This is a genomic window from Mycobacterium conspicuum (genome assembly GCF_010730195.1).
Taxonomy (GTDB): domain Bacteria; phylum Actinomycetota; class Actinomycetes; order Mycobacteriales; family Mycobacteriaceae; genus Mycobacterium; species Mycobacterium conspicuum.
Genome location: NZ_AP022613.1, coordinates 4,455,370 through 4,476,949, shown reverse-complemented (window position 1 = coordinate 4,476,949; position 21,580 = coordinate 4,455,370). Strand labels below are relative to the sequence as shown.

Sequence of the window (21,580 nt, the reverse complement as noted above, 5' to 3'; positions counted from 1 at the left end):
AAGACCGGTTAGTTCAAGGAGATGATGATGGTGGCTACCAAGGCGACAGACGAAGACGCCGAAGAGAAGGAAGCCGAAGAGCCTGACGTCGAAGTGACCGAAGAGGTCGACGATGATGTGCGCTTAAAGGGCAAGGGCGAGAAGCGCAGATGGCGCAAGCGTCCGTGGCGGCAATACCTGCGCCGCGGCATAATGCCGGCGTTACTCGTTGCCTCGCTTGCGGTTTCGGGCTTCCTCGGCTGGAGGCAATGGCAGGCCCATCAGATCCAGCAAGCCGGACAGCAGGCCCAGCAGGCGGCCATCGCGTACGCCCAGGTGCTGACGAGCATCGACTCCAACAACGTCGACCAAAACTTCCGGCAGGTGCTCGACGGCGCGACCGGCGAGTTCAAGGACATGTACACCCAGTCCAGCGTGCAGCTTCGGCAACTGCTGATCGACAACAAGGCCACCGCGCACGGGGTGGTGGTCGATTCGGCCATTCAATCCGAATCCACGAACAAGGTTGTCGTGCTTGTCTTTATCGACCAGACCGTCACCAACACGCAGGCGCCCGATCCGCGCATCGATCGCAGCAGGATCAAGATCACCATGGAGAAGGTCGACGGGCGCTGGCGGGCCAGCAAGGTGCAGCTGCTGTGATGCTAAGGCTCACCGCGGCGCTCGTCGTGCTCGTGGCCGCGGCGTTCCCTGACGCGGCGACGGCGCGCGCGTCGGCGCCGTCGTTCTGTGGCGAGCTCGGTGGCGACTGGGACGGCCAGTACTGCCACACCACGGTCACCTCCGAACGCAACGCGGTCCGCGACATCAAGGTGGCCTTGCCCGCCGAGCTGATCGACAACCCGACCACCAGCGCGGTGGTCCGCGACTACCTGCACACCCTGGTCAACAATTGGCGAAACGCCAACGGCCACATGGTCGCCGACAGCTACGGCGAGGAGAACTACGAGATCTTCCGACACGGCAGCCTGCTTAGCGCGGTGTTTCACGAGGACTACCACGCCGACGGACCCCAATTCAACAATGCCTACCGCACCTTCACGTTCGACATGGCCAGCGGCAGAAGGCTGATGCTGTCGGACCTGACCACCTCCGACCCGTTGACCGCCATCCCGCCGTTGGCCCAGCCCTTCGTCCAAACCGCGCTCAACCAAGCGCCGCCACCGCACGATCCCGGGACCTACCCGTTCGTGGTCGACCGCTGGACTCCCGACAAGGTGTACTCGGGCGCCTACAAGGCGTGGGCGCTGACCCCCGACGAGTTGATCCTCTACATGCCGGACTACCCGGTGGCTCACGACGAGCCGCTGAACTTCACCCCCGGCGTGATGCAGTGGTACATGGACGGCGGCACCGTGCAAGCCCACATCCCGCTCTCGGCGCTCGGCCCGGTCTTGCGCCCCGGCTTCGGTTAACGTACCGGAATGACCTCGATACAGCTTTCGATGGGAATCCCCTCGTTCTCGGCCGAGGCCCCGGCCAACTGGGACCACCTCACCGACTGGGCACAACTGCTGGAAGGCTGCGGATTTGACCGCGTCCTGGTGTCCGAACACATCGCGTTCGGGATGAACATGGACGCCTACGCCGATCCCAAGGTGGGCGGCACCGAAGGCGGTCGCCAGCCCACCGGGCCCGACGGGCACTGGTTGGAGCCGCTGACGGTGCTGACCCACCTGGCCGCGCGCACCGAACGTATCCGGTTGGGCACCAACATCTTATTGGCCCCGTTGCGCCCGGCCGCCGTGCTGGCGAAAACCGTTGTCACCATGGATGTTTTGTCGGGTGGCCGCATCGATCTCGGCGTGGGCGTGGGCTGGCAGCGCGAGGAATACGACGTCGCCGGCGTCGACTTCACCAAGCGCGGAGCGATCCTGGACCAGACGCTCGAGGTGTGTCAGCGGTTGTGGCGGGAAAACGAGGTGAGCTACACCGGCCCGGGGCTGAGCTTCGACCGGATTCACCAGATGCCCAAACCCGTTCAGCCCGGGGGAGTGCCGATTTGGGTGAGCGGCACGGTCAACCGCGCCGTCGCTCGCCGGCTCGCCCGGTTCGGAAAGTATTGGATCCCTTGGGGTTCCGACGCCCGCGACATCGCCGCGGGCATCGAACGGATGCGCGCGGCGGTCGAGCAGGCCGGCGGCGAACCGGATGGGTTCGGCGTGAGCGGCGCGCTGCGCGTCAAGGCGGGCCCGGACGGCCGGCCCGACCTGGCCGCCGCCGCCGCGGCCGCGGCGGCCCAAGCCAAGGCCGGGGTGAGCGACCTGCGGCTGGCGTTCTGGCCGCTTCCCGACGGGGACCGGGAGCGTGACATCCCCGCGTTCGTCGACGCGGTGCGCAACGCGGTTTGACCTGCCGCTTTGCGCGCGGCGGAAACTTGTCGGTGGTGGCTGCTTTGATGGCGTTATGTCGTTGACCGCTTCTGCTGACGCCGTGGAGATGATCCCGAAGGATCGTCTTGCGGTGTTGTTTGAGGAGTTGGCGGAGTTGTGCGGTCAGCGTAATGCGATTGATGGGCGCATTGTGCAGATCGCCGCCGAGCTCGATGGGCGGCAGTTGTGGGGGATGACTGGGGCGCGGTCGCTGGCGGCGGTGATGGCCTGGAAGACGGGCTGCTCACCGGCCAATGCGCGCACCGTGGCCACCATCGCCGAGCGGTTGGAGGAGTTTCCGCGCTGCGCTCAAGCTTTGAGCGAGGGGCGGCTGTCGCTGGATCAGGTCGGGGTGATCGCCGCGCGCGCCGGTGAGGGATCCGATGAGCACTACGCGCAATTGGCCGCGGTGGCCACGGTGAGCCAGCTGCGTACCGCGGTCAAACTCGAACCGCGACCCGACCCCGGTCCCGCGCCCGAGCCCGAGCGCTCATTTTCGAAATCGAGCAGCGAGCAGGGCAGCTGCTACCGCATCAAACTCGGGCGCCTCGATGCCGCCAAATTCGACGCCGCGGTGGCCTCGCATCGCGACGCGTTGTTCGCCGAATGGCGCCGCGATCACGGCGATGACGAGCAGCCAGCACAAGACAGGCCTGCGTTGCCCACGACGGGGGATGCGTTCATGCGGTTAATCGAGGCGGGCTGGGATGTGGAGGCGGCTCGGCGCCCGCACGGGCAGCACACCACGGTGGTGGTGCACGTCGATGTGCAGCAGAAAGCCGCCGCCCTGCATCTGGGGCCGCTGCTGTCGGACGCCGAACGCCAGGAACTGACCTGCGATGCCACCTGCGAGGTCTGGTTCGAACGCCACGGCAACGTCATCGGCGCCGGGCGCACCACCCGAGTGATCAACCGCCGGCTGCGCCGCGCACTCGAACACCGCCACCCGACCTGCGCGGTCCCCGGTTGCGGCGCCACCCGCGGCCTGCATGCGCACCACATCCAGCACTGGGAAGACGGCGGCCCCACCGAGCTACACAATCTGGTGCTGCTCTGTCCGTACCACCATCGGCTGCACCACCGCGGCCTGATCACCATCAAAGGACCCGCCGACGCCCTGACCGTCACCGACAACGAAGGCCAACTACTCAGCCCCGGATCACTGGCCCGACCACCCACCCAACCCCCACCGGTGGTCCCGCCCTGCCGCGGACCCCTCGGCGAACGCGCCGACTGGTGGTGGTACACACCCTTCCAACCCCAACCACCACCCACCAACAACTAAGCTGGCGCCGAGGCGCAAACCCGTTGTCACGCAGGGATTTTCGGTCGTATCCTACGAACGAACCAGGCGACCCGGCCGGGCGTCGGTGAGCTGGCCGTCATCCACGACAACCTCGCCGGCCACCAGCGTGGCGGTGTACCCCGTGGATCGCTGTATCAAGCGACCCGTGGCGCTGGGCAGATCGTTGACCTTCTCCGGGCGAAGCAACGCCAGTTTCTGGTAGTCGATCACGTTGAGGTCGGCCCGCATGCCCTCGCGAATGATGCCACGGTCGGTGAGCCCGTAGAGCGCGGCGCCGTCGCCGGTGAGCCGGCGCACCGCGTATTCCAGCGGCAGTCGCGGCCCCCGCGTGCGGTCGCGGGTCCAGTAGGTCAGCAAGTAAGTGGTCATGCTGGCGTCGCACACGATCGACGAATGCGCCCCGCCGTCGCCCAGCCCCTGCACCGTCAGCGGATCGCTCATCATGTCGTACAGACCGTCGTAGGAACCCTTGCCGTAGTTCAGCAATGGGAACAGCAGGAAGTCTCGCCCGTCGGCGCCGAGCATCACGTCATAGACGACCTCCCACGGATCCCTGTTGTCGCGGCGGGCGATGGCGGCCACGCTGTTGTCGCTGGTGGGCTCGTAGTCCAGCGCCTCGCCCAGCGGGAACAGGCGCTCGAAAACGTGCCGCGACATTCGGTCGAGCGCCGTCGCCGCCTTGTTGGCCGCGGGCGCCTGGGCCAGAATCTCGGCGCGCACGTCGGGTCGGCGCAGCTGCGAGATCAGTTCGGGTAGCGGAAGATTCGCGATCCGCTGGTAGGCCTCGGCGTACTTGAACGGGTTGAGCCGGGACTGGTGACCGACCAGCGCGCTGAAACAGCGACTGCCGATCTGGGGCCGGATGTTGGCGCCGTTGGCGTTGGCCTCGTGCACGGCGGCAAAGTGCGGCCGCCAGGCGTCGGGCTCGAAGGTGGTTTGCATGATCAGGAACGTCAACGGTACCGGCGCCGATTCACCCAGGCGCACAATCCATTTCAGCTCGCGATCCATGGAGCCCTCGGGATCCAGGCCCTCCACGCCGCCGACACCGGCCGGCACGACCTCGAAGACGCCGCGCCCGGCCTTGACCATCGTGGCATACAGCGCCTCCAGCTCCGCGTCGGCGGCGAAGGTGCCGGGCACCGGGTTGCCGTTCACGTCGCGGTGTCCCTGGGTACGGCCGGTCGAGAAGCCGACCGCGCCGGCGTCCAGTGCGTCGGCGACGATCGTGGTCATCGCCTCGAGGTCGTCCGCCGTCGCGTCGTCGAGCGCCCGGTCGCCCATCACGTAGGCGCGGACGGCGGCGTGCGGCACCTGGGCGCCGATGTCGAGGGCGTGCGGGGCGCGCTCGAGCGCGTCGAGATACTCCGGAAAGGACTCCCAATCCCACCGGATGCCTTCGTAGAGCGCGGTTCCCGGGATGTCCTCGACCCCCTCCATCAGCTCGACGAGCCGCTGCCGATCAGCGACGGGCGCGAAGCCGACGCCGCAATTGCCGAGGATCGCGGTGGTGACCCCGTGCCAGCAGGACGGTGTCAGGTGCGGATCCCACGTCGCCTGCCCGTCGTAGTGGGTGTGGATGTCGACGAAGCCCGGCGTCACCAGCAGGCCGTCGGCGTCCATGGTCCGGCGCGCCGAGCCGGTCAGCTTCCCGACCCCGACGATGCGGCCGTCCTCGACCGCGACGTCGGCCGTGTAGGCGGGCCCGCCCGTGCCGTCGATGACCGTGCCGCCGCGGATCACTAGATCATGCATGTGCCTGCCCTACCTTCTCTGCATTGGTTGACGAGCTGCGCGTCCGACGGATCACCCTTTCGGAGGGCCGGCCAAGCAACGTGGTAACCGCCCGGTAAATGACTGCACCGTAAGGCCATTGGGTGACGACCCGTCCGGATGCCGACTTGTAGTAGTTGTTCGATTGCACCCACGCCGTCTTGGCCATGGCACCTTGGATCCACCGGTTGTAGCGGTGATAGAACCAGGGCCGGACCTCGATGCCGACGATGCCCTCGTCGCGCAGCCGTTTGATCGACCGCACCGCGTATTCGGCCTGGCGCACCAGCGCCGAGACGATCTCGCCGCCATTGGTGTTGGGTCCATAGAGGATGTAGAAGTTCGGGAAGTGCGGCACGGTGATTCCAGCGAACGCCTGCGGTTCCCCTCGCCAGAATTCGTGCAGCGTCGCTCCGGTGCGGCCGACGACCCGGTAGGACGCCAGATAGTTCGCCGGCTGGAACCCGGTCGCCATGACGAGCACGTCGGCAGGATGCTCCACCCCGCGCACGTCTACCACGCCGCCGGGTGTGACTGACTGGACGGCGAACGGAACCAGTTCGACGTCGTCGCGCAGCAGCGCGGGATAGAAGTCCTTGGTGAGTACCGGACGTTTGCCGGGGTAGGGGTACTTCGGTGTGACGGCCTCGGCCAGGTCGGGCCGGTCGGCGAAGACCTTGGCAATGTAGGCGCGACAGCGTGCTTCGGCGAGCGTGTTGATCTTGGTGCCGGGCCGGTGCAGTGAGCCGAACAATTGCCCGATCTCGATGAGCCAGAACTGCCGCAGTCGTGCGCGCCGCCGGGCCCACGGTCGCCGCAGCCGTGCGCGTTCCTCTTCGCTGAGATCGCGGTCGGGTTTGGCCATGACCCAGCCGGGCTCGCGCTGAAACAATGTGACGCGTTCGGCCACTCCGGCGATCGCCGGAACCACCTGCACGGCACTGGATCCGGTGCCCACCACCGCGACTTTCTTGCCGGCCAGGTCCACCGGCTGCCATCGGGCGGTGTGCAGCTTCGGGCCGGCAAACTCGTCGAGGCCCGGCCAGGTGGGGTAGTTCGGGATGTTGAGCATGCCCACCGCGCTGATGACCGCCCGGAAGGTGTAGACGTCCCCGCCCGCGGTCCGCAACAAGTAGCCGCGCGCTTCGTCGTTCCAGACGACCTCGTCGACCGTGGTGTTGAAACGGAAGTGCGGCCTCAACCCATACTCGTCGACGACATCGTCTAGATACTGCTGCAGTTCGGCCTGGCGGGCATGAGTGCGCGTCCAGTCGTGCGGCCGGAAGGAGTATGAGTACAGCACGGAATGGACGTCCACCTCGGCGCCGGGATAAGTGTTGTCGCGCCAGGTGCCGCCCACGCCTGACGACTTCTCGAAGACGGTGAAGTCACGCAAGCCCGCCTTGGCGAGGTGGACGGCCGCTGCGATGCCGGCGAAGCCGGCGCCGATGATCGCAACCGAAGGTCCGGGGTCCGCTTCAGGCACGGATCGCCTCGATAGTCCACTCGGGGAGAAGCGGTGCGCGAGTGAGGAAGTGGTGGTGCTGTCCGGTCGCGTGCAAGAGCACCTGGATGCGCAGCGTGCAGCAGCCGATGCGGACCGCCGCGAAATGCTCGTACCACTCCAGGTCGGTCAGAGTTCGCCCGATCATGTCCTGGTAGCGACCTACGACCTTGTCCCTGGTGTCGAATCCGGGCAACTCGGGATCGGCCGCGATCCCGAAGACATCGCGCATCTGCCGTCGCGTCGCCAGCCACCACCCGAAGTCGGCCTCGGCCGGACAAAGGCAGGCCTGCTCCCAGTCCAGGACGCCCACGATGTTGCCTTGATCGTCGAAGACCACATTCGATATCCGCGCGTCGCCCCAGCAGACACCGGGCTCGGCGGGGTGATCGGGCAGGTTGCGCGCCAGCCAACCGAAGGCTTCGAGCATCAAGTCGGGGACCTGGTTGTCGGTGCCCCACTTCAGGTATTCAAGCCACCACGTCACCTCGGCTTCGGCGCCAACTCCGGTGGGACGTCGCAACCACGACGCCTCGCTCGTCGGAATCTTTTGCAGCGCAGCAAGAGTCATCAGAAAGGAGTCCTGCGTTCGACGCTGGACATCCGCGGAAGCATCGTGGAGCCAGCCCTTCCTCGCGTACGTCATATCGCCAGGAATGTGGCCCACGATTCGGGGCATCACAAGGAATTTCGATCCGATCCAGTCCGGGTTCGGTTCGTAGATAAGCGGGTTCGGGGTCGCCACGCCATATCGGCGTACCAGCTCCTGAGTCCGGGCCTGTACCTCCAGGTCATAGTCGGCAAAAATTCCTCCGCCGGCCGGCGGGATGCGCACCACATAATCACGTTGGCCCTTGGCGTCGGTGAGCGACGCGAGCAGGCTCTCGCTTGACCATCCGCCCGACTTGTTGGCGATCGTGAGGTCGTTCAACGTCGCGGACGGACCGAACTTGTTGGCGAACCACAGACCCAGCTGGTGTTTCGTCGCGGCGAGGTCGCGTTGGACGAGGGTGAGGCCAGCCATGGCCAAACATTTACATACTGGCGTCAAGATGTAAAGTGACTTCCGGGTTTACGTTTCAACACCCAGATGTAAGGAGGACTTTGCTTTGCCGCAGCCGGGCCCCCTCACGTTCGGCGACATCGACGACATCAGTCGTCCGTTGGCGATCGCCGTCCACGGCTTTCCCGACACCCCCCACACCTGGCGCTACCTGGGCCCGGCGCTGGCCGCGGCGGGCTACCGGGTGCTCGCCCCCTGGTTACCGGGCTACGACGCACCCGCGACCGGGCCGATCAGCGTCGGCACGTATGTGCGCTACATCGGGGACCTGCGGCGGAAGTACCAGGGCGACGATCGCTGCGTGTTGGTTGGTCACGATTGGGGGGCCAACGCGGGATACGGTGCGGTCGCCTTCGATCCAAGCGGGTACAGCCGGCTGGTGACGCTGGCGGTTCCGCCGGTCGGCGCACTCGGGTCGCCGATGTTCGCATACCGGCAGCTCAAGCGGTCCTTCTACATATGGTTTATGCAGCAGGTCGGGCTCGCCGAAGCCGCGCTGGCCGCCCCCGGCTTCTGGGAATCGCTGTGGACCGACTGGTCGCCGGGCCACGACTGGTCCGAAGACGTCGCGCAGTTGCGCCGGTCGGTGACCGAGGAATCGATCGCCGGCATCATCTGCCCCTACCGGGCGTCGTTCCAACCGCAGTTCGCCGACCCCGAGGTGAGCGTCGAAGCGGCGGCCACCCTGGTGCCCCCGCCGGTCCGCACGCTCTATCTGCACGGTGCCAATGACGGCGCTTTGGGTGCCGAGTTACTGGAAGACGTGACCGCGCACCTGCCGGCCGCGGGATCGCGATTCGAATTACTCGACGGCGTCGGTCATTTCCTGCACTTAGAGCGGCCCGATCAGGTGGCGGACATTATCTGTGGCTGGCTCCAAGCCGATTAGGCGCTGGCCACCGGCCGCGCGGCGCGGCCGCGCGCGGGATCCAGTCCGGCTGCATAGCGCAGCTCGGCGAGAAACTTGCCGCGATCGTCGTCGCCGACCAGGTAATGGCTCACCGCCACGCGCACTATCGTCGCCGCGGCGATTTCGGCGTGATCGCCGGGAATGATCCGGGCGATCCGCTCGTGCAGCAGCGGCATCACCCGGCGCATCTGGCCCAGCACGTATTCGGGCTCGACGTCGACGAGAAAGCCGAGCGAGTAGGAGTGCTGGAAATCGACGACGAACTGCAGCGCGGCATCGAGCCGCTGGTAGCCGCGCAGCCCGGCGACCGCATTGGCGATGCCGGCATCGAAGTTGTCCTGCTCGTAGAGCCCGAACGCTTCCAGCAGCGCCGCCTTGGAAGGGAAATAGCGGTACAGCGTCGGCCGTGACACGCCGGCCTCGGCGGCGACTTCCGAAAGCATCAGGTTTTTGCGCCCACTGCGGGCCAGCACGACGAACGTGGCGGCCAGAATGCGCCGGCGAGTCGACCGCTCAGCGTTGGGGGGCACCCGAGTTGGCATTCCCCAAGCTTTACATATTATGGATCAAATGTCACACTGGCCTCGACCTGCTGACCGAGAATATCGGTCCGTCGGCGTGACGCATGGACAGGCGGACGTTACTAGCGGGACGGGTCGCGGCACATGGAGGTGGGAGGACTGACAGATCTCGTCATTCGCAAGATCCCGTTCGAGTTCGACGCGACCGTGCCGTTCTTGTGGCAGCCGGCCAATCCGAGTTTCGCGGCGTTCTGCAACACTTTCACGTTCATCGCCGTGCCGTTCGAGCGGTACATCATCGGCGCGCTGCGCAAGGCCAAAGACCGGCTCGCCGAAAGACCGGCCATCGCCGAGGAGGCCGAAGCCTTTCTGCGCCAAGAAGCCCAGCACGCGTCGGCGCACCGCAAACACATGCTCGCGCTCATCGAGCGGTACCCGGCTCTCGAGCAGTGCTACGACGAAGCCAATCGCGCCTACGACGAGCTGATCGCGGCCCACCCCGTCGAATACCATGCCGCCTACGTCGCCAACCTGGAAGCGACCTTCACCCCGCTGTTCAAAGTCATTCTGGATAATCGCGAGGCGCTCTTCGGCGGCGGCGACAGCCGGGTCGGGTCGCTGATGATGTGGCACTTCGTGGAGGAGATCGAACACCGCAGTTCCGGGCTTCTGCTCTACCAGCATCTCGTCGGCAATCCCTGGTATCGGGTCAGGCATGTGCGACAGACGTTCAACCACGTCGGCTCCGTCACGGCCAAGATCACCGCGGCATTTGACGAGCACGTCCCGCTGGAGGACCGTGGGGGCGTCTCGGTACAAGAGGCCCTGGCGTCAATTCGAATGAGCGAGTTCAAATTCCGCGGTCCCGGTGGTCGCCGCCGCCGCGAGCGAGCGGGATCGCCCACAACGCTCTTTCAACCCGTGCCCACCAGGCAGCTGGCCACCATGGTGTGGCGGCTGCTGTTGTCACAGGCCCCCCACCACGATCCCGCGAATCAGCCGCTTCCCGAGTGGGCCACGGCGTGGATGCAAGAGTACGAGCGCGGCACGGACATGACGAAATTTACTGGAGTACAGGCGAATTGATGGCCACAGTTTGCCGATCGCCTCGACGCCTACGAAGGGTGAGTGCTGTTGCTGTCAACCAATTATGGCGGCCTCGTTCCTGAGGACGAATTCCTGACCCACCAGATCGTCGATACCTTTGCGACCGTGAGTCAATCGGACCCGTCATGGACCGAGAAGATCTGGACGACGGCGCATGCCCGCGACAATTCGCTGCAGGTGGTGTTGGGGATCGGCAAGTACACCAACCGCGGCGTTTTCGACGGGGCGGCCGGGGTGTGCCGTGGCACCGAGCAGTGGACGGTGCGCGCGGGCCGGCGGCTGTCAGCGGACTTCTCCGGCACCGATGTGGGTCCGATCCATTACCGCGTCGTTGAGCCGCTGCGCGCGGTCAGAATCAGCTTGGACGAGAACGAGCACCAGCCGATCGCGTTCGACGTGGTGCTCCGCGGCTCATTCGATGCAGCCTTAGAGGATCCGTGGCCCGATCGCAGTCCCGACGGCTACCGGGTCACGCATAATGTGTTGCGCTACCACCAGATTGGCGTCGCGTCGGGGTGGGTCCAATTGCACGGCGAACGTGTCGATATCAAGCCCGACGAATGGATATCGATCCGCGATCACTCGTGGGGTTTGCGGCCGGGCGTCGGCAAACCGATTCCCGGACTGCCTCGGGGCGGCGGCAAGATCACGCAGATGTTCATGACGTGGTTCCCGATGACCATGGCCCGCAGTGATGGGTCGAAATACTCGCTCTTCGTCTTTCTGCAGCACGAAAAGGGCCAGGGCTTTGAATCCGTCCGCTCGCAGGCCGAACAGCAGGAGGAAAATGGCGGCTCGCACCGGTTCGCCGCGGTCGAGCAGGATCTGCGGTTCCGTGACGACAATCGTCGGTTTACCCACGGGACAATCACTCTCATCGAGTCTGACGGCACCAAGAGGCCGCTGAGCATTCGCGCGGCGGGAGACGGCGGCTTTCACCTCGGAACCGCGGGCTACTACGGCTGGAACGACTGGGTGTACGGGGAGTGGGTGGGAGAGCTACGGGTTGAGGGCAACCACATCACCGACTGTGACGAACCCGCGACGGCGCGAAAGGTCCACCAGTTACGTGATCTGCTGGTGCGGGTGGAGGACCCGGTCGGGGGCGGGGTTGGCGTCGGCAACATCGAGACCTTCGCGCTCGGCGCCTTCCCCGAAATCGGTCTGACTCAGCAGAATTCGTTCCTGTGAAGTCCCGCGGCGCCGCATGATGTCTCGGGCTCAGCGGGTCAGCATTACCATGTCTGCCGGCGAAGTCGACGACCTATTGGCTACTGCACGCACGATGTCGCTGGCCACGCTGGGTAGCGGTGGCTGGCCGCACGTGGTGGCGATGTGGTTCGCCGTGCACGACGGCTCGATAACCTTTATGGCCTTCCGGCGTTCGCAGAAGTGTCGCAACCTGGCGCACGACGACAGGGTGACCTGCCTGGTCGAGACGGGCACGCACTATGACGAATTGCGGGGGGTGCAAATCCGTGGGCGCGCAGTCGAAGTCGTCGGCGACAAGCGCCTGCCGGCGGCGTGCGCGGTCGCCAGACGTTACTCCGACGGGCCAGTCGACCCGGACGAGGTCGCTCGGCAGATCAGGGCACGAGTCGTCTACGCGGTGACACCAATCGCGACCGTCAGTTGGGATCATCGCAAGCTCGCGGCCGCCGACAGCGGCGACCTTGCCGGATAGATGCGGAAGCGGAGGCTGACAACATGTTTAACGAAATCAGGGCCGGGGCGATCGGAGGCCGCTGGTGACCGCCATCGTCACCGGCGGAGCCTCCGGCATCGGTCTGGCGGTGGTGAACCGATTGCGCCGGGCCGGCCAAGACGTCATCGCTTGGGACCTCCGCGGCGGTGACATCCGATGTGACATCAGCGATCCCGAGTCGGTAGCCGACGCGCTTGAGGCGACAACCGCGCAACACGGACCGCCGACGCGGCTGGTGGCGTGCGCCGGCGTGGGCGCTACTGGCCTGCTTACCGAGCAGACACTCGAGGAGTGGCGACGGGTCCTGGACGTCAACTTGACCGGTACCTGGCTGACCATGCGCGCGGTCGCGCGGGCGATGATCCAGGCCGGTGCCGGCGGGGCCATCGTGGCGGTGTCGAGCATCAGCGGCACCATCGCGGACCGGGATATGGCGGCCTACTGCGTGTCCAAGGCCGGCGTCGACATGCTCGTTCGAGTGGCTGCCGCCGAATGGGGTTGCCACGGAATTCGGGTCAATGCGGTGGGGCCGGGGGTGACCCGCACGCCGATGCTCGCCAAACCCGAGGCGTTGCCCGGCTGGGTCGACGGCCTGAACGAACGCACCGCGCTGGGTCGGTTGGGCGAGGCCGATGACGTCGCCGAGGCCGTCGTGGCGGTGCTCGAACTGGGCTGGGTGACTGGGCAAACCCTACTCGCGGACGGAGGACTCGCCCTGCACAGCCCGATCAACGCGTACGGACAGATGCAGCGGCTGGCGGCGAAACAGTCGGCCGATCAAACCGCTAGTGCGCGGTCGCCGGACCCGCGGCCATCGTGAGCCCGTTTACGACCGACATTCTCATTGAGCTCAGCGGGATCGACGAGCCGACGGCAGGAGACGCATCGCGGTGAAGACAGCGATTACCGACATCTTCGATATTGACTTTCCACTCTTCGCGTTTAGCCATTGCCGCGACGTGGTGGCGGCCGTCACCAACGCCGGCGGCATGGGCGTCCTCGGTGCGGCGGCGCACACTCCGGAATATCTCGAGCACGAGTTGGCGTGGATCGATGCTCACGTCGGCGGCAAGCCCTACGGCGTCGACATCGTGATGCCGGCGTCGTATCGCGGGCGCGGCGAGGTGAGCGCGGAGAATCCCCGCGAGGATTTCATCAAGATGATCCCGGACGGGCACAAGCGTTTCGTCAACGATCTGCTCAGTGCGCACGGTGTGGCGCCCATCGACACCTTCGATGCGTCGGTCGACGCGACGGGTCTCAGCCACGAAGGTGCTTTGAAACACCTCGAGATCGCCTTCGCGCATCCGATCGGATTGCTGGTCAACGCGCTCGGGCCGATGCCGGCCGACGTGTGCCAGGCCGCGCACGCGCGCGGGATCAAGACCGCGGCGCTGGTGGGCAGCGTCGAACACGCGCGTCGACAGGTCGCCGCGGGAATCGATGTCATCGTCGCGCAAGGCACCGAGGCCGGCGGGCATTGCGGCGAGATCACCACGATGGTTTTGGTTCCCGACGTCGTCGACGCCGTCGAAGTGCCGGTGCTTGCGGCCGGTGGCATCGGGAGCGGTCGTCAGGTCGCGGCGGCCCTGGCGTTGGGGGCCGCCGGCGTGTGGACGGGCTCAATCTGGTTGACCACCAACGAAAGCAATGAACCTCTCGTTGTCAAAGAGAATCTGTTGTCGGCCAGGGCCCAGGACGCGGTTCGGTCGCGAGCGATCACCGGGAAGCCATGTCGCCAGCTGCGCACCGCATGGACCGAGGCGTTCGAAGGCCCCGATTCGCCCGGCACCCTGCCGATGCCGTTGCAGAGCCTGCTGTTCGCGCCCGCCAACGACCACATTCAGGCTGCGGGAGCTCGCGAATTGGCGGGCCAAGCCGTGGGCCAGATCGTCGGCCGGATGACAGCCGAACGCCGGACCGCTGACGTGTATGTGGACCTGATTCGTGAGTCCCTCGACACGGTCGAGCGGCTGCACGACGCATTCATGGCCTGACCCAATCTGCTCGAGGTAGGCGGTATACCGTCACTGGCCATGCCGACCCAGATCGTCGTCGCCGGGGCGGTCATCTCCGGTGCCACGCTCTTGGTGGCACAACGGCTGCGCCCGCCGGAGCTGGCCGGCCGCTGGGAGCTCCCGGGCGGCAAGGTCGCGCCCGGCGAAACCGAGCGCGACGCGCTGGCCCGCGAACTGGCCGAAGAGCTGGGCCTGCGGGCCGAGGACTTCGCGGTCGGCGACCGGCTGGGACGCGACGTGGTGCTGAACGACACGGCGACCCTGCGCGCCTACCGGGTGCGGCTGCTGCGCGGCGAGCCGCAACCGCACGACCATCGAGCGCTGCGCTGGGTGACGACGGCCGAGCTGGGCGACATCGATTGGGTGCCGGCGGATCGGGCCTGGCTGCCGGAGCTGGCCGGCGCAATGTGGCGCTGACGTGCGGTGTTGGCGCTTCAAAAGAAGTCCACAGCCATTGTCCAGGCGACGTACAGCCGTGTTGAAGGCCCAGCAGTCACCGTGGGTATATAACAGCGCAAGTTGTAATTAACCTCGGGCGGGTCTGTTCTCGACGGCGAGGTGACTTGACCGCGTTGAACACTGGACGGGGGGCGACGTGAGCCATGTAGGAGGTCTGCCGGTTGACTGCGACACCGCACGTCGGGGGGACGCTCGAGGAGCTGCTGGAGCGCAGCGGGCGTTTCTTCACACCAGGCGAGTTCTCAGCTGACCTGCGCACGGTCACCCGCCGCGGTGGCCGCGAAGCCGACGTCTTCTATCGCGACCGGTGGAGTCACGACAAGGTGGTGCGGTCCACGCACGGGGTCAATTGCACCGGCTCGTGCTCGTGGAAGATCTACGTCAAGGACGGGATCATCACCTGGGAAACCCAGCAGACCGACTACCCGTCGGTGGGCCCGGACCGGCCCGAATACGAGCCGCGCGGGTGTCCTCGCGGTGCGTCGTTCTCCTGGTACAGCTATTCGCCCACCCGGGTGCGCTATCCGTACGCGCGGGGCGTGCTGGTGGAGATGTTCCGCGAGGCCAAGGCGCGGCTGGGCGACGCGGTGCTCGCCTGGGCCGACATCCAGGCCGACCCGGCGCGCCGCCGCCGCTATCAGCAGGCCCGCGGCAAGGGTGGGCTGATCCGGGTCAGCTGGGCCGAGGCGACCGAAATGATCGCCGCCGCCCACGTACACACCATCAAGACCTACGGCCCGGACCGGGTCGCCGGGTTTTCCCCGATCCCGGCGATGTCGATGGTGTCCTACGCCGCCGGCTCGCGGTTCTTCGAGTTGATCGGCGCGCCGATGACGTCGTTCTACGACTGGTACGCCGACCTCCCGGTGGCCTCGCCGCAGGTGTTCGGCGACCAGACCGACGTGCCCGAATCCGGGGACTGGTGGGACGCGGCCTATTTGATGATGTGGGGCTCCAACGTCCCGATCACCCGCACGCCCGACGCGCATTGGATGGCCGAGGCCCGCTACCGCGGCACCAAGGTGGTGACGGTCAGCCCCGACTATGCCGACAACACCAAGTTCGCCGACGAATGGATGCCCTGCGCGGCGGGCACCGACGGCGCGCTGGCCATGGCCATGGGCCACGTCATCCTCTCGGAATGCTATGTGCGAAAGCAGGTTCCGTTCTTCGCCGACTTTGTGCGCCGCTACACCGACCTGCCGTTCCTGATCAAGTTGGAACAGCGCGGCGACATGTTGGTGCCGGGCAAGAACCTGACGGCGGCCGACCTGGGGGAGTCGTTTAGGAACTCCGAGAACGCGGCGCTCAAGCCGGCGCTGCTGGACGAGACGACGAATTCCATTGTGGTGCCCCATGGTTCGCTGGGGTTCCGCTACGGCGAGGACGGCGTCGGCAAGTGGAACCTGGATCTGGGCGAGCTGATGCCGGCGCTCAGCGTGATGGGAACCAGCGACACCGCCCTGGTGCACCTGCCAAGCTTCGACACCGTCGACGGCGAAGGCACGACCGTGGCGCGCGGCGTCCCGGTGCGCCGCGTCGGCGAGCACCTGGTCTGCACGGTTTTCGACCTGATGCTCGCCCAGTACGCGGTGGCCCGCCCCGGGCTGCCGGGCGAATGGCCCACCGGTTACGACGACGCCAGCGTGCAGAACACCCCGGCATGGCAGGAGGCGATCACCGGAGTGTCGGCCGCGCAGGCCATCCGGGTGGCTAAGGAATTCGCCCGCAGCGCAGAGGAATCGGGCGGGCGCTCGATGATCATCATGGGCGGCGGCATCTGCCACTGGTTCCACAGCGACGCGATCTACCGCGCGGTGCTGGCGCTGCTGATGTTGACCGGGTCGATGGGCCGCAACGGCGGCGGCTGGGCACATTACGTCGGTCAGGAAAAGGTGCGCCCGCTCACCGGCTTCCAGACGATGTCCATGGCCACCGACTGGTCGCGGCCGCCGCGGCAGGTGCCTGGCGCCTCGTACTGGTATGCGCACACCGACCAATGGCGCTACGACGGATACGGCGCCGACAAACTGGCCAGCCCGGTGGGGCGGGGCAAGTTCGCCGGCAAGCACACCATGGACCTGCTGGCGTCGGCGGTCGCCATGGGCTGGAGCCCGTTCTACCCGCAGTTCGACAGGTCCAGCCTGCAGGTGGCCGAGGACGCGCGCGCCGCCGATCGCGACGTCGCCGAGTACGTCGCCGAGCAGCTCGGTCAGCGCGCACTCAAGCTCGCCGTTACCGATCCCGACAACCCGGTCAACTGGCCGCGGGTCCTAACCGTATGGCGCGCCAACCTGATTGGCTCGTCGGGCAAGGGCGGCGAGTACTTCCTGCGCCATCTGTTGGGCACCGATTCCAACGCCACCGCGCAGCCGCCGGAGGACGGCGTGCGGCCCATCGACGTCAAGTGCGACGGGGATATCCCCGAGGGCAAGCTCGACCTGATGATGTCGATCGACTTCCGGATGACCTCGACGACGCTGGTGTCCGACATCGTGCTGCCGGCCGCGACCTGGTATGAGAAGGCCGACATCTCCAGCACGGACATGCACCCGTACGTGCACGCGTTCAGCGCCGCGACCGACCCGCCGTGGGAAACCCGTTCGGACTTCGACGCTTTCGGCGCCATCGCCCGCGCGTTCAGTGCCATGGCCAAGCAACACCTGGGCACCCGCACCGATGTGGTGCTCACCGCGCTGCAGCACGACACGCCCGATGCCATGGCGTATCCCGATGGCGCGGAGAATGATTGGTTGCACACCGGCGCGACGCCGGTGCCGGGGCGGACGATGGCCAAGCTCACCGTGGTGGAGCGCGACTACACCGCGATCTACGACAAGTGGCGGACGTTGGGTCCGCTGGTCGACCAGTTCGGGTTGACCACCAAGGGCGTCACCGTGCAGCCCTTCCGGGAGGTCGACGAACTGGCGGCCAAGTTCGGGGTGATGAATTCCGGTGTGGCGGTGGGGCGTCCGGCCATCACCACCGCCGCGCGGATGGCCGACGTGCTGCTGCTGCTGTCGGGCACCACCAACGGCCGGCTGGCGGTCGAGGGCTTCCACGAGCTGGAGAAGCGCACCGGTCAGCGGCTGGTGCATCTGGCCGAGGGCAGCGAGGAGCGACGGATCTGCTATGCCGATACCCAGGCCCGGCCGGTCCCGGTGATCACCAGCCCGGAATGGTCCGGCAGCGAAACCGGTGGGCGTCGGTATGCGCCATTCACCATCAACATCGAGAACCTCAAGCCGTTCCACACCCTGACCGGGCGGATGCACTTCTATCTGGCGCACGACTGGATCGAGGAACTCGGCGAGCACCTGCCGGTGTTCCGGCCGCCGCTGGACATGAAGCGGCTGTTCGGCCAGCCGCAGCTGGGGCCGACCGAAGACGGGATCGGGCTCACCGTGCGGTATTTGACGCCGCACTCGAAGTGGTCCTTTCACTCCACGTATCAGGACAACCTGTACATGCTGTCGCTGTCCCGCGGCGGGCCCACTATGTGGATGAGCCCCGGCGATGCGGCGAAAATTCAAGTGCAAGACAATGATTGGGTCGAGGCGGTCAACGTCAACGGCATTTATGTGTGCCGGGCGATCGTCAGCCACCGCATGCCCGACGGTGTGGTGTTCGTCTATCACGTGCAGGAGCGCACCGTGGACACACCGCGCACCGAAACCAACAACAAGCGGGGTGGCAACCACAACGCGCTGACCCGGCTGCGGATCAAGCCCAGCCACTTGGCCGGCGGCTACGGGCAGCACGCGTTCTCGTTCAACTACCTGGGCCCCACCGGCAACCAGCGCGACGAGGTGACCGTGGTGCGCCGCCGCAGCCAGGAGGTGACGTACTAGATGAAGGTCATGGCGCAGCTGGCGATGGTGATGAACCTGGACAAGTGCATCGGCTGCCACACCTGCTCGGTCACCTGCAAGCAGGCCTGGACCAACCGCTCCGGCACCGAGTATGTCTGGTTCAACAACGTGGAAACCCGTCCCGGCCAAGGCTATCCGCGCACCTACGAAGATCAGGAGCGGTGGCGCGGCGGCTGGATACGCGACAAGAAGGGCCGGCTCCGGTTGCGCGACGGCGGGCGCATCGCCAAGCTGTTGCGCATCTTCGCCAATCCGCGCCTGCCCCTCATCGACGACTACTACGAGCCCTGGACCTACGACTACGAAAACCTGACCAACGCGCCCGCGGGTGACACCTTCCCGACGGCCGCGCCCAGGAGCCAGATCAGCGGCAAGCCGATGAAGGTGTCCTGGGGTCCCAACTGGGACGACAACCTGGCCGGATCACCGGAAACCTTGGAAAAGGACCCGATCCTGAAGAAGGTCAACGAAGAGATCAAGCTCAAGCTCGAAGAGACCTTCATGTTCTACCTGCCGCGCATCTGCGAGCACTGCCTCAACCCCTCCTGTGTGGCGTCGTGCCCGTCGGGTGCGATGTACAAGCGCAGCGAGGACGGCATCGTGCTGGTGGACCAGGACCGCTGCCGCGGCTGGCGGATGTGTGTGTCCGGATGTCCCTACAAGAAGGTGTATTTCAACCACAAGACCGGCAAGGCGGAAAAGTGCACGCTGTGCTATCCGCGGATGGAGGTCGGCCTGCCGACCATCTGCTCGGAGACCTGCGTGGGGCGGCTGCGCTACCTGGGCCTGGTGCTGTACGACGCCGATAGGGTGCTGGAGGCGGCGTCGGTGGAAAAGGACACCGACCTGTATGCGGCGCAGTGCCGAATCCTGTTGGACCCCAACGATCCCGAGGTGATCGCCGCAGCGCGCGCGGAGGGGATTTCCGACGAGTGGATCGATGCCGCGCAGCGCTCCCCGGTGCACGCGCTGATCAACAAGTACAAGGTGGCGTTGCCGCTGCACCCGGAGTACCGCACCATGCCGATGGTCTGGTACATCCCGCCGCTGTCGCCGGTGGTCGACGCGGTCAGCCGCGACGGCCACGACGGCGAGGAACTCGGCAACCTGTTCGGCGCGCTGGACGCGCTGCGCATCCCGATGCAGTATCTGGCGGAACTGTTCACCGCCGGGGACACCGGCGTGGTGGAAGGGGTGCTGCGGCGGCTGGCCGCGATGCGTTCGTACATGCGCGACATCAATCTCGGCCGGGAGACCCAACCGCACATCGCGCACGCGGTGGGGATGACCGAGGAACAGATCTACGAGATGTACCGGTTGCTGGCCATCGCGAAATACGAAGAGCGCTATGTCATTCCGACCGCGTTCAGCCCGCAGGCCCACGACCTGGAGCAGATGGGCTGCTCGTTGGACGGCGACGGCGGCCCGGGCATGTACGAATCCGAACCGGCGCCCGTGTCGGTGGAGACGTTCCACGCTCAGCAACGCTCCCAGGGGTCCAGGGTGAACCTGCTCAACTGGGATGGCGGCAAGGTGCCCGCCGGAATGTTTCCCGACGGGAACCCGCGATGAGGCTGCGGTCCGCGCTGCGGGAACGCCCGGGCACCCGGACGATGCAGGACCGGCTGGTGTGGCAGGCGGCGTCGCTGCTGCTGGCCTACCCGGACGACGGGCAGGCCGAGCGGCTCGACATCGTCGACGAGCTGCTGGGGCACATCAACGGCCCGGTGGCCGAGCTGCTGGAAAAAACCGTCACGGCCCTGCGGGCCCGCGAGCCGATGGCCGCCGCGGTGGACTACGTCGAAACCTTCGACATGCGCCGGCGCGCCACCATGTACCTCACCTACTGGACCGCGGGGGACACCCGCAACCGCGGCCGGGAGATGCTGGCGTTCGCCTCCGCCTACCGTGCGGCGGGCGTGCAGCCGCCGCGCACCGAGGCCCCCGACCACCTGCCCGTCGTGCTGGAATTCGCCGCCACCGTCGACCCCGAGGCCGGGCGGCGCCTGCTGACCGAACACCGGGTACCGATCGACGTGCTGCGCGGCGCGTTGGCCGAGGCCAACTCGCCCTACGAGCCCACCGTGGCGGCGGTCTGCGCGACGCTGCCGGCCGTCACCGACCAGGAGGTGCGCCGCGCCGAACGCTTGGCGAAAGCCGGTCCGCCAGCGGAATCCGTTGGCCTGCAACCGTTTACGTTGACCGTCCCGCCCCGCAAAGGAACCCCAAGTGTTTAGCAACGTCCTGTTCTGGGACATCGCCCCCTACGTCACGCTGTCGGTGCTGATCGTCGGGACCTGGTGGCGGTACCGCTACGACAAGTTCGGCTGGACGTCCCGGTCGTCGCAGGTCTACGAGTCGCGGCTGCTGCGCATCGCCAGCCCGATGTTTCACTTCGGCATCCTGGCGGTGTTCGCCGGACACGTGATGGGGCTGTTCATCCCGCCGCGCGTGACGCACATGCTCAAGATGAGCGACCACGCCTACCACATGCAGGCGGTCGCGGCCGGGTCGATGGCGGGCTTGGCGACGCTGCTCGGAATGGGGCTGCTGATCTACCGGCGCTTCACCCGCCCGGCGGTGTCGGCGGCCACCACCCGCAGCGACAAGGTGATGTATGTGGTGCTGGTGCTGGCGATCGTGGTGGGCCTGTACTGCGACCTGATCGGCACCGGGCCGCACGGCGGCGAGTTCCACTACCGCTACACCGTCGGCCTGTGGTTCCGCCGGATCTGGATATTTCAGCCGCACGGGGAGGTGATGATCAACGCGCCGCTGGACTACCAGCTGCACGCCCTGATCGGCATGGTGCTGTTCACCCTGTTGCCGTTCACCCGTCTGGTGCACATCTTCAGCGCGCCGATCGCCTACCTGTTCCGGCCCTACATCGTCTATCGCAGCCGCGACGTGGCCGCCGAGGGCCGACTGGTCGCTTCGGCGCCGCCCCGACGGGGCTGGTAGGGGCTAGCA

The 21,580-nt window shown here is 66.5% G+C and carries 19 protein-coding genes; 15 read left to right on the top strand and 4 right to left on the bottom strand.

All coding sequences use genetic code 11. From position 1 onward, the window contains the following. Positions 1–24: 24 nt before the first annotated feature. Genes G6N66_RS20370 through G6N66_RS20355 form a run of 4 tightly spaced genes read left to right on the top strand, consistent with a single transcriptional unit; the run spans position 25 to position 3,657 of the window. Entirely contained in the window at positions 25–642 is a 618-nt protein-coding gene (locus tag G6N66_RS20370; protein ID WP_372515913.1) for a tetratricopeptide repeat protein, read from the top strand. Beyond that, complete coding sequence (locus G6N66_RS20365) at positions 642–1,415, top strand: mannan-binding family protein (protein WP_085235376.1); 774 nt, start codon at positions 642–644, stop codon at positions 1,413–1,415. Before G6N66_RS20370 ends, G6N66_RS20365 begins: the two co-directional genes overlap by 1 nt. 9 nt (positions 1,416–1,424) lie before the next feature. Next, entirely contained in the window at positions 1,425–2,351 is a 927-nt protein-coding gene (locus G6N66_RS20360) for a TIGR03619 family F420-dependent LLM class oxidoreductase (RefSeq protein ID WP_085235362.1), read from the top strand. 55 nt (positions 2,352–2,406) lie between these two features. Next, positions 2,407–3,657 carry an HNH endonuclease signature motif containing protein gene (locus tag G6N66_RS20355; RefSeq protein ID WP_163645891.1) on the top strand — a complete coding sequence of 417 codons (1,251 nt, stop codon included), beginning with the start codon at positions 2,407–2,409 and terminating at the stop codon, positions 3,655–3,657. A gap of 51 nt (positions 3,658–3,708) precedes the next feature. On the opposite strand, the gene G6N66_RS20350 is transcribed toward G6N66_RS20355, so the two are convergent. The 3 genes from G6N66_RS20350 to G6N66_RS20340 are packed head-to-tail and all read right to left on the bottom strand — an operon-like array spanning position 3,709 to position 7,979. After that, positions 3,709–5,433, bottom strand: a complete 1,725-nt coding sequence (locus tag G6N66_RS20350) for an N-acyl-D-amino-acid deacylase family protein (protein WP_085232067.1) — start codon at positions 5,431–5,433, stop codon at positions 3,709–3,711. After that, positions 5,426–6,937: a flavin-containing monooxygenase gene (locus G6N66_RS20345; protein WP_085232068.1), complete on the bottom strand. Its 1,512-nt coding sequence runs from the start codon at positions 6,935–6,937 to the stop codon at positions 5,426–5,428. The genes G6N66_RS20350 and G6N66_RS20345 overlap by 8 nt, the downstream gene beginning before the upstream one ends. Then, a complete protein-coding gene (locus G6N66_RS20340) occupies positions 6,930–7,979 on the bottom strand; it encodes a phosphotransferase family protein (protein WP_085232069.1) in 1,050 nt (349 codons plus the stop codon). The genes G6N66_RS20345 and G6N66_RS20340 overlap by 8 nt, the downstream gene beginning before the upstream one ends. 85 nt (positions 7,980–8,064) lie before the next feature. Here G6N66_RS20340 and G6N66_RS20335 point away from each other — a divergent pair, with 85 nt between their 5' ends. Beyond that, on the top strand, positions 8,065–8,907 hold the full coding sequence (locus tag G6N66_RS20335) for an alpha/beta fold hydrolase (protein WP_085232070.1): 843 nt from the start codon (positions 8,065–8,067) through the stop codon (positions 8,905–8,907). Here G6N66_RS20335 and G6N66_RS20330 read toward each other — a convergent pair. Further along, positions 8,904–9,470: a TetR/AcrR family transcriptional regulator gene (locus G6N66_RS20330; RefSeq protein WP_085232071.1), complete on the bottom strand. Its 567-nt coding sequence runs from the start codon at positions 9,468–9,470 to the stop codon at positions 8,904–8,906. The genes G6N66_RS20335 and G6N66_RS20330 overlap by 4 nt on opposite strands. Before the next feature lie 123 nt (positions 9,471–9,593). On the opposite strand from G6N66_RS20330, the gene G6N66_RS20325 reads away from it, so the two are divergent. The 10 genes from G6N66_RS20325 to narI all read left to right on the top strand — a co-directional run bounded on the left by G6N66_RS20325 (position 9,594) and on the right by narI (position 21,571). Continuing rightward, a complete protein-coding gene (locus G6N66_RS20325) occupies positions 9,594–10,535 on the top strand; it encodes a metal-dependent hydrolase (protein ID WP_232079369.1) in 942 nt (313 codons plus the stop codon). A gap of 126 nt (positions 10,536–10,661) precedes the next feature. Continuing rightward, positions 10,662–11,747: a hypothetical protein gene (locus G6N66_RS20320; protein ID WP_232079368.1), complete on the top strand. Its 1,086-nt coding sequence runs from the start codon at positions 10,662–10,664 to the stop codon at positions 11,745–11,747. A 49-nt stretch (positions 11,748–11,796) separates the two neighbouring features. Then, the gene (locus G6N66_RS20315) at positions 11,797–12,240 is read left to right on the top strand and encodes a pyridoxamine 5'-phosphate oxidase family protein (RefSeq protein ID WP_197747047.1); all 444 of its coding nucleotides are present in this window, start codon (positions 11,797–11,799) and stop codon (positions 12,238–12,240) included. Between the two features lie 64 nt (positions 12,241–12,304). Then, positions 12,305–13,081, top strand: a complete 777-nt coding sequence (locus tag G6N66_RS20310) for an SDR family NAD(P)-dependent oxidoreductase (protein ID WP_085232072.1) — start codon at positions 12,305–12,307, stop codon at positions 13,079–13,081. Positions 13,082–13,151: 70 nt separating this feature from the next. Then, a complete protein-coding gene (locus G6N66_RS20305; protein ID WP_085232073.1) occupies positions 13,152–14,258 on the top strand; it encodes a nitronate monooxygenase in 1,107 nt (368 codons plus the stop codon). 39 nt (positions 14,259–14,297) lie between these two features. Then, positions 14,298–14,696 (top strand): (deoxy)nucleoside triphosphate pyrophosphohydrolase, encoded by a 399-nt coding sequence (locus G6N66_RS20300; RefSeq protein ID WP_085232074.1) that lies wholly within the window; start codon positions 14,298–14,300, stop codon positions 14,694–14,696. Positions 14,697–14,899: 203 nt separating this feature from the next. Then, positions 14,900–18,589, top strand: coding sequence for a nitrate reductase subunit alpha (locus tag G6N66_RS20295; protein ID WP_085232075.1), 3,690 nt, complete (start codon positions 14,900–14,902; stop codon positions 18,587–18,589). Continuing rightward, complete coding sequence (gene narH, locus G6N66_RS20290; protein ID WP_085232076.1) at positions 18,590–20,182, top strand: nitrate reductase subunit beta; 1,593 nt, start codon at positions 18,590–18,592, stop codon at positions 20,180–20,182. After that, positions 20,179–20,847, top strand: a complete 669-nt coding sequence (gene narJ / locus G6N66_RS20285; protein ID WP_085232077.1) for a nitrate reductase molybdenum cofactor assembly chaperone — start codon at positions 20,179–20,181, stop codon at positions 20,845–20,847. The genes narH and narJ overlap by 4 nt, the downstream gene beginning before the upstream one ends. Further along, positions 20,840–21,571 carry a respiratory nitrate reductase subunit gamma gene (gene narI, locus G6N66_RS20280; protein ID WP_085232078.1) on the top strand — a complete coding sequence of 244 codons (732 nt, stop codon included), beginning with the start codon at positions 20,840–20,842 and terminating at the stop codon, positions 21,569–21,571. Before narJ ends, narI begins: the two co-directional genes overlap by 8 nt. Positions 21,572–21,580: the final 9 nt, after the last annotated feature.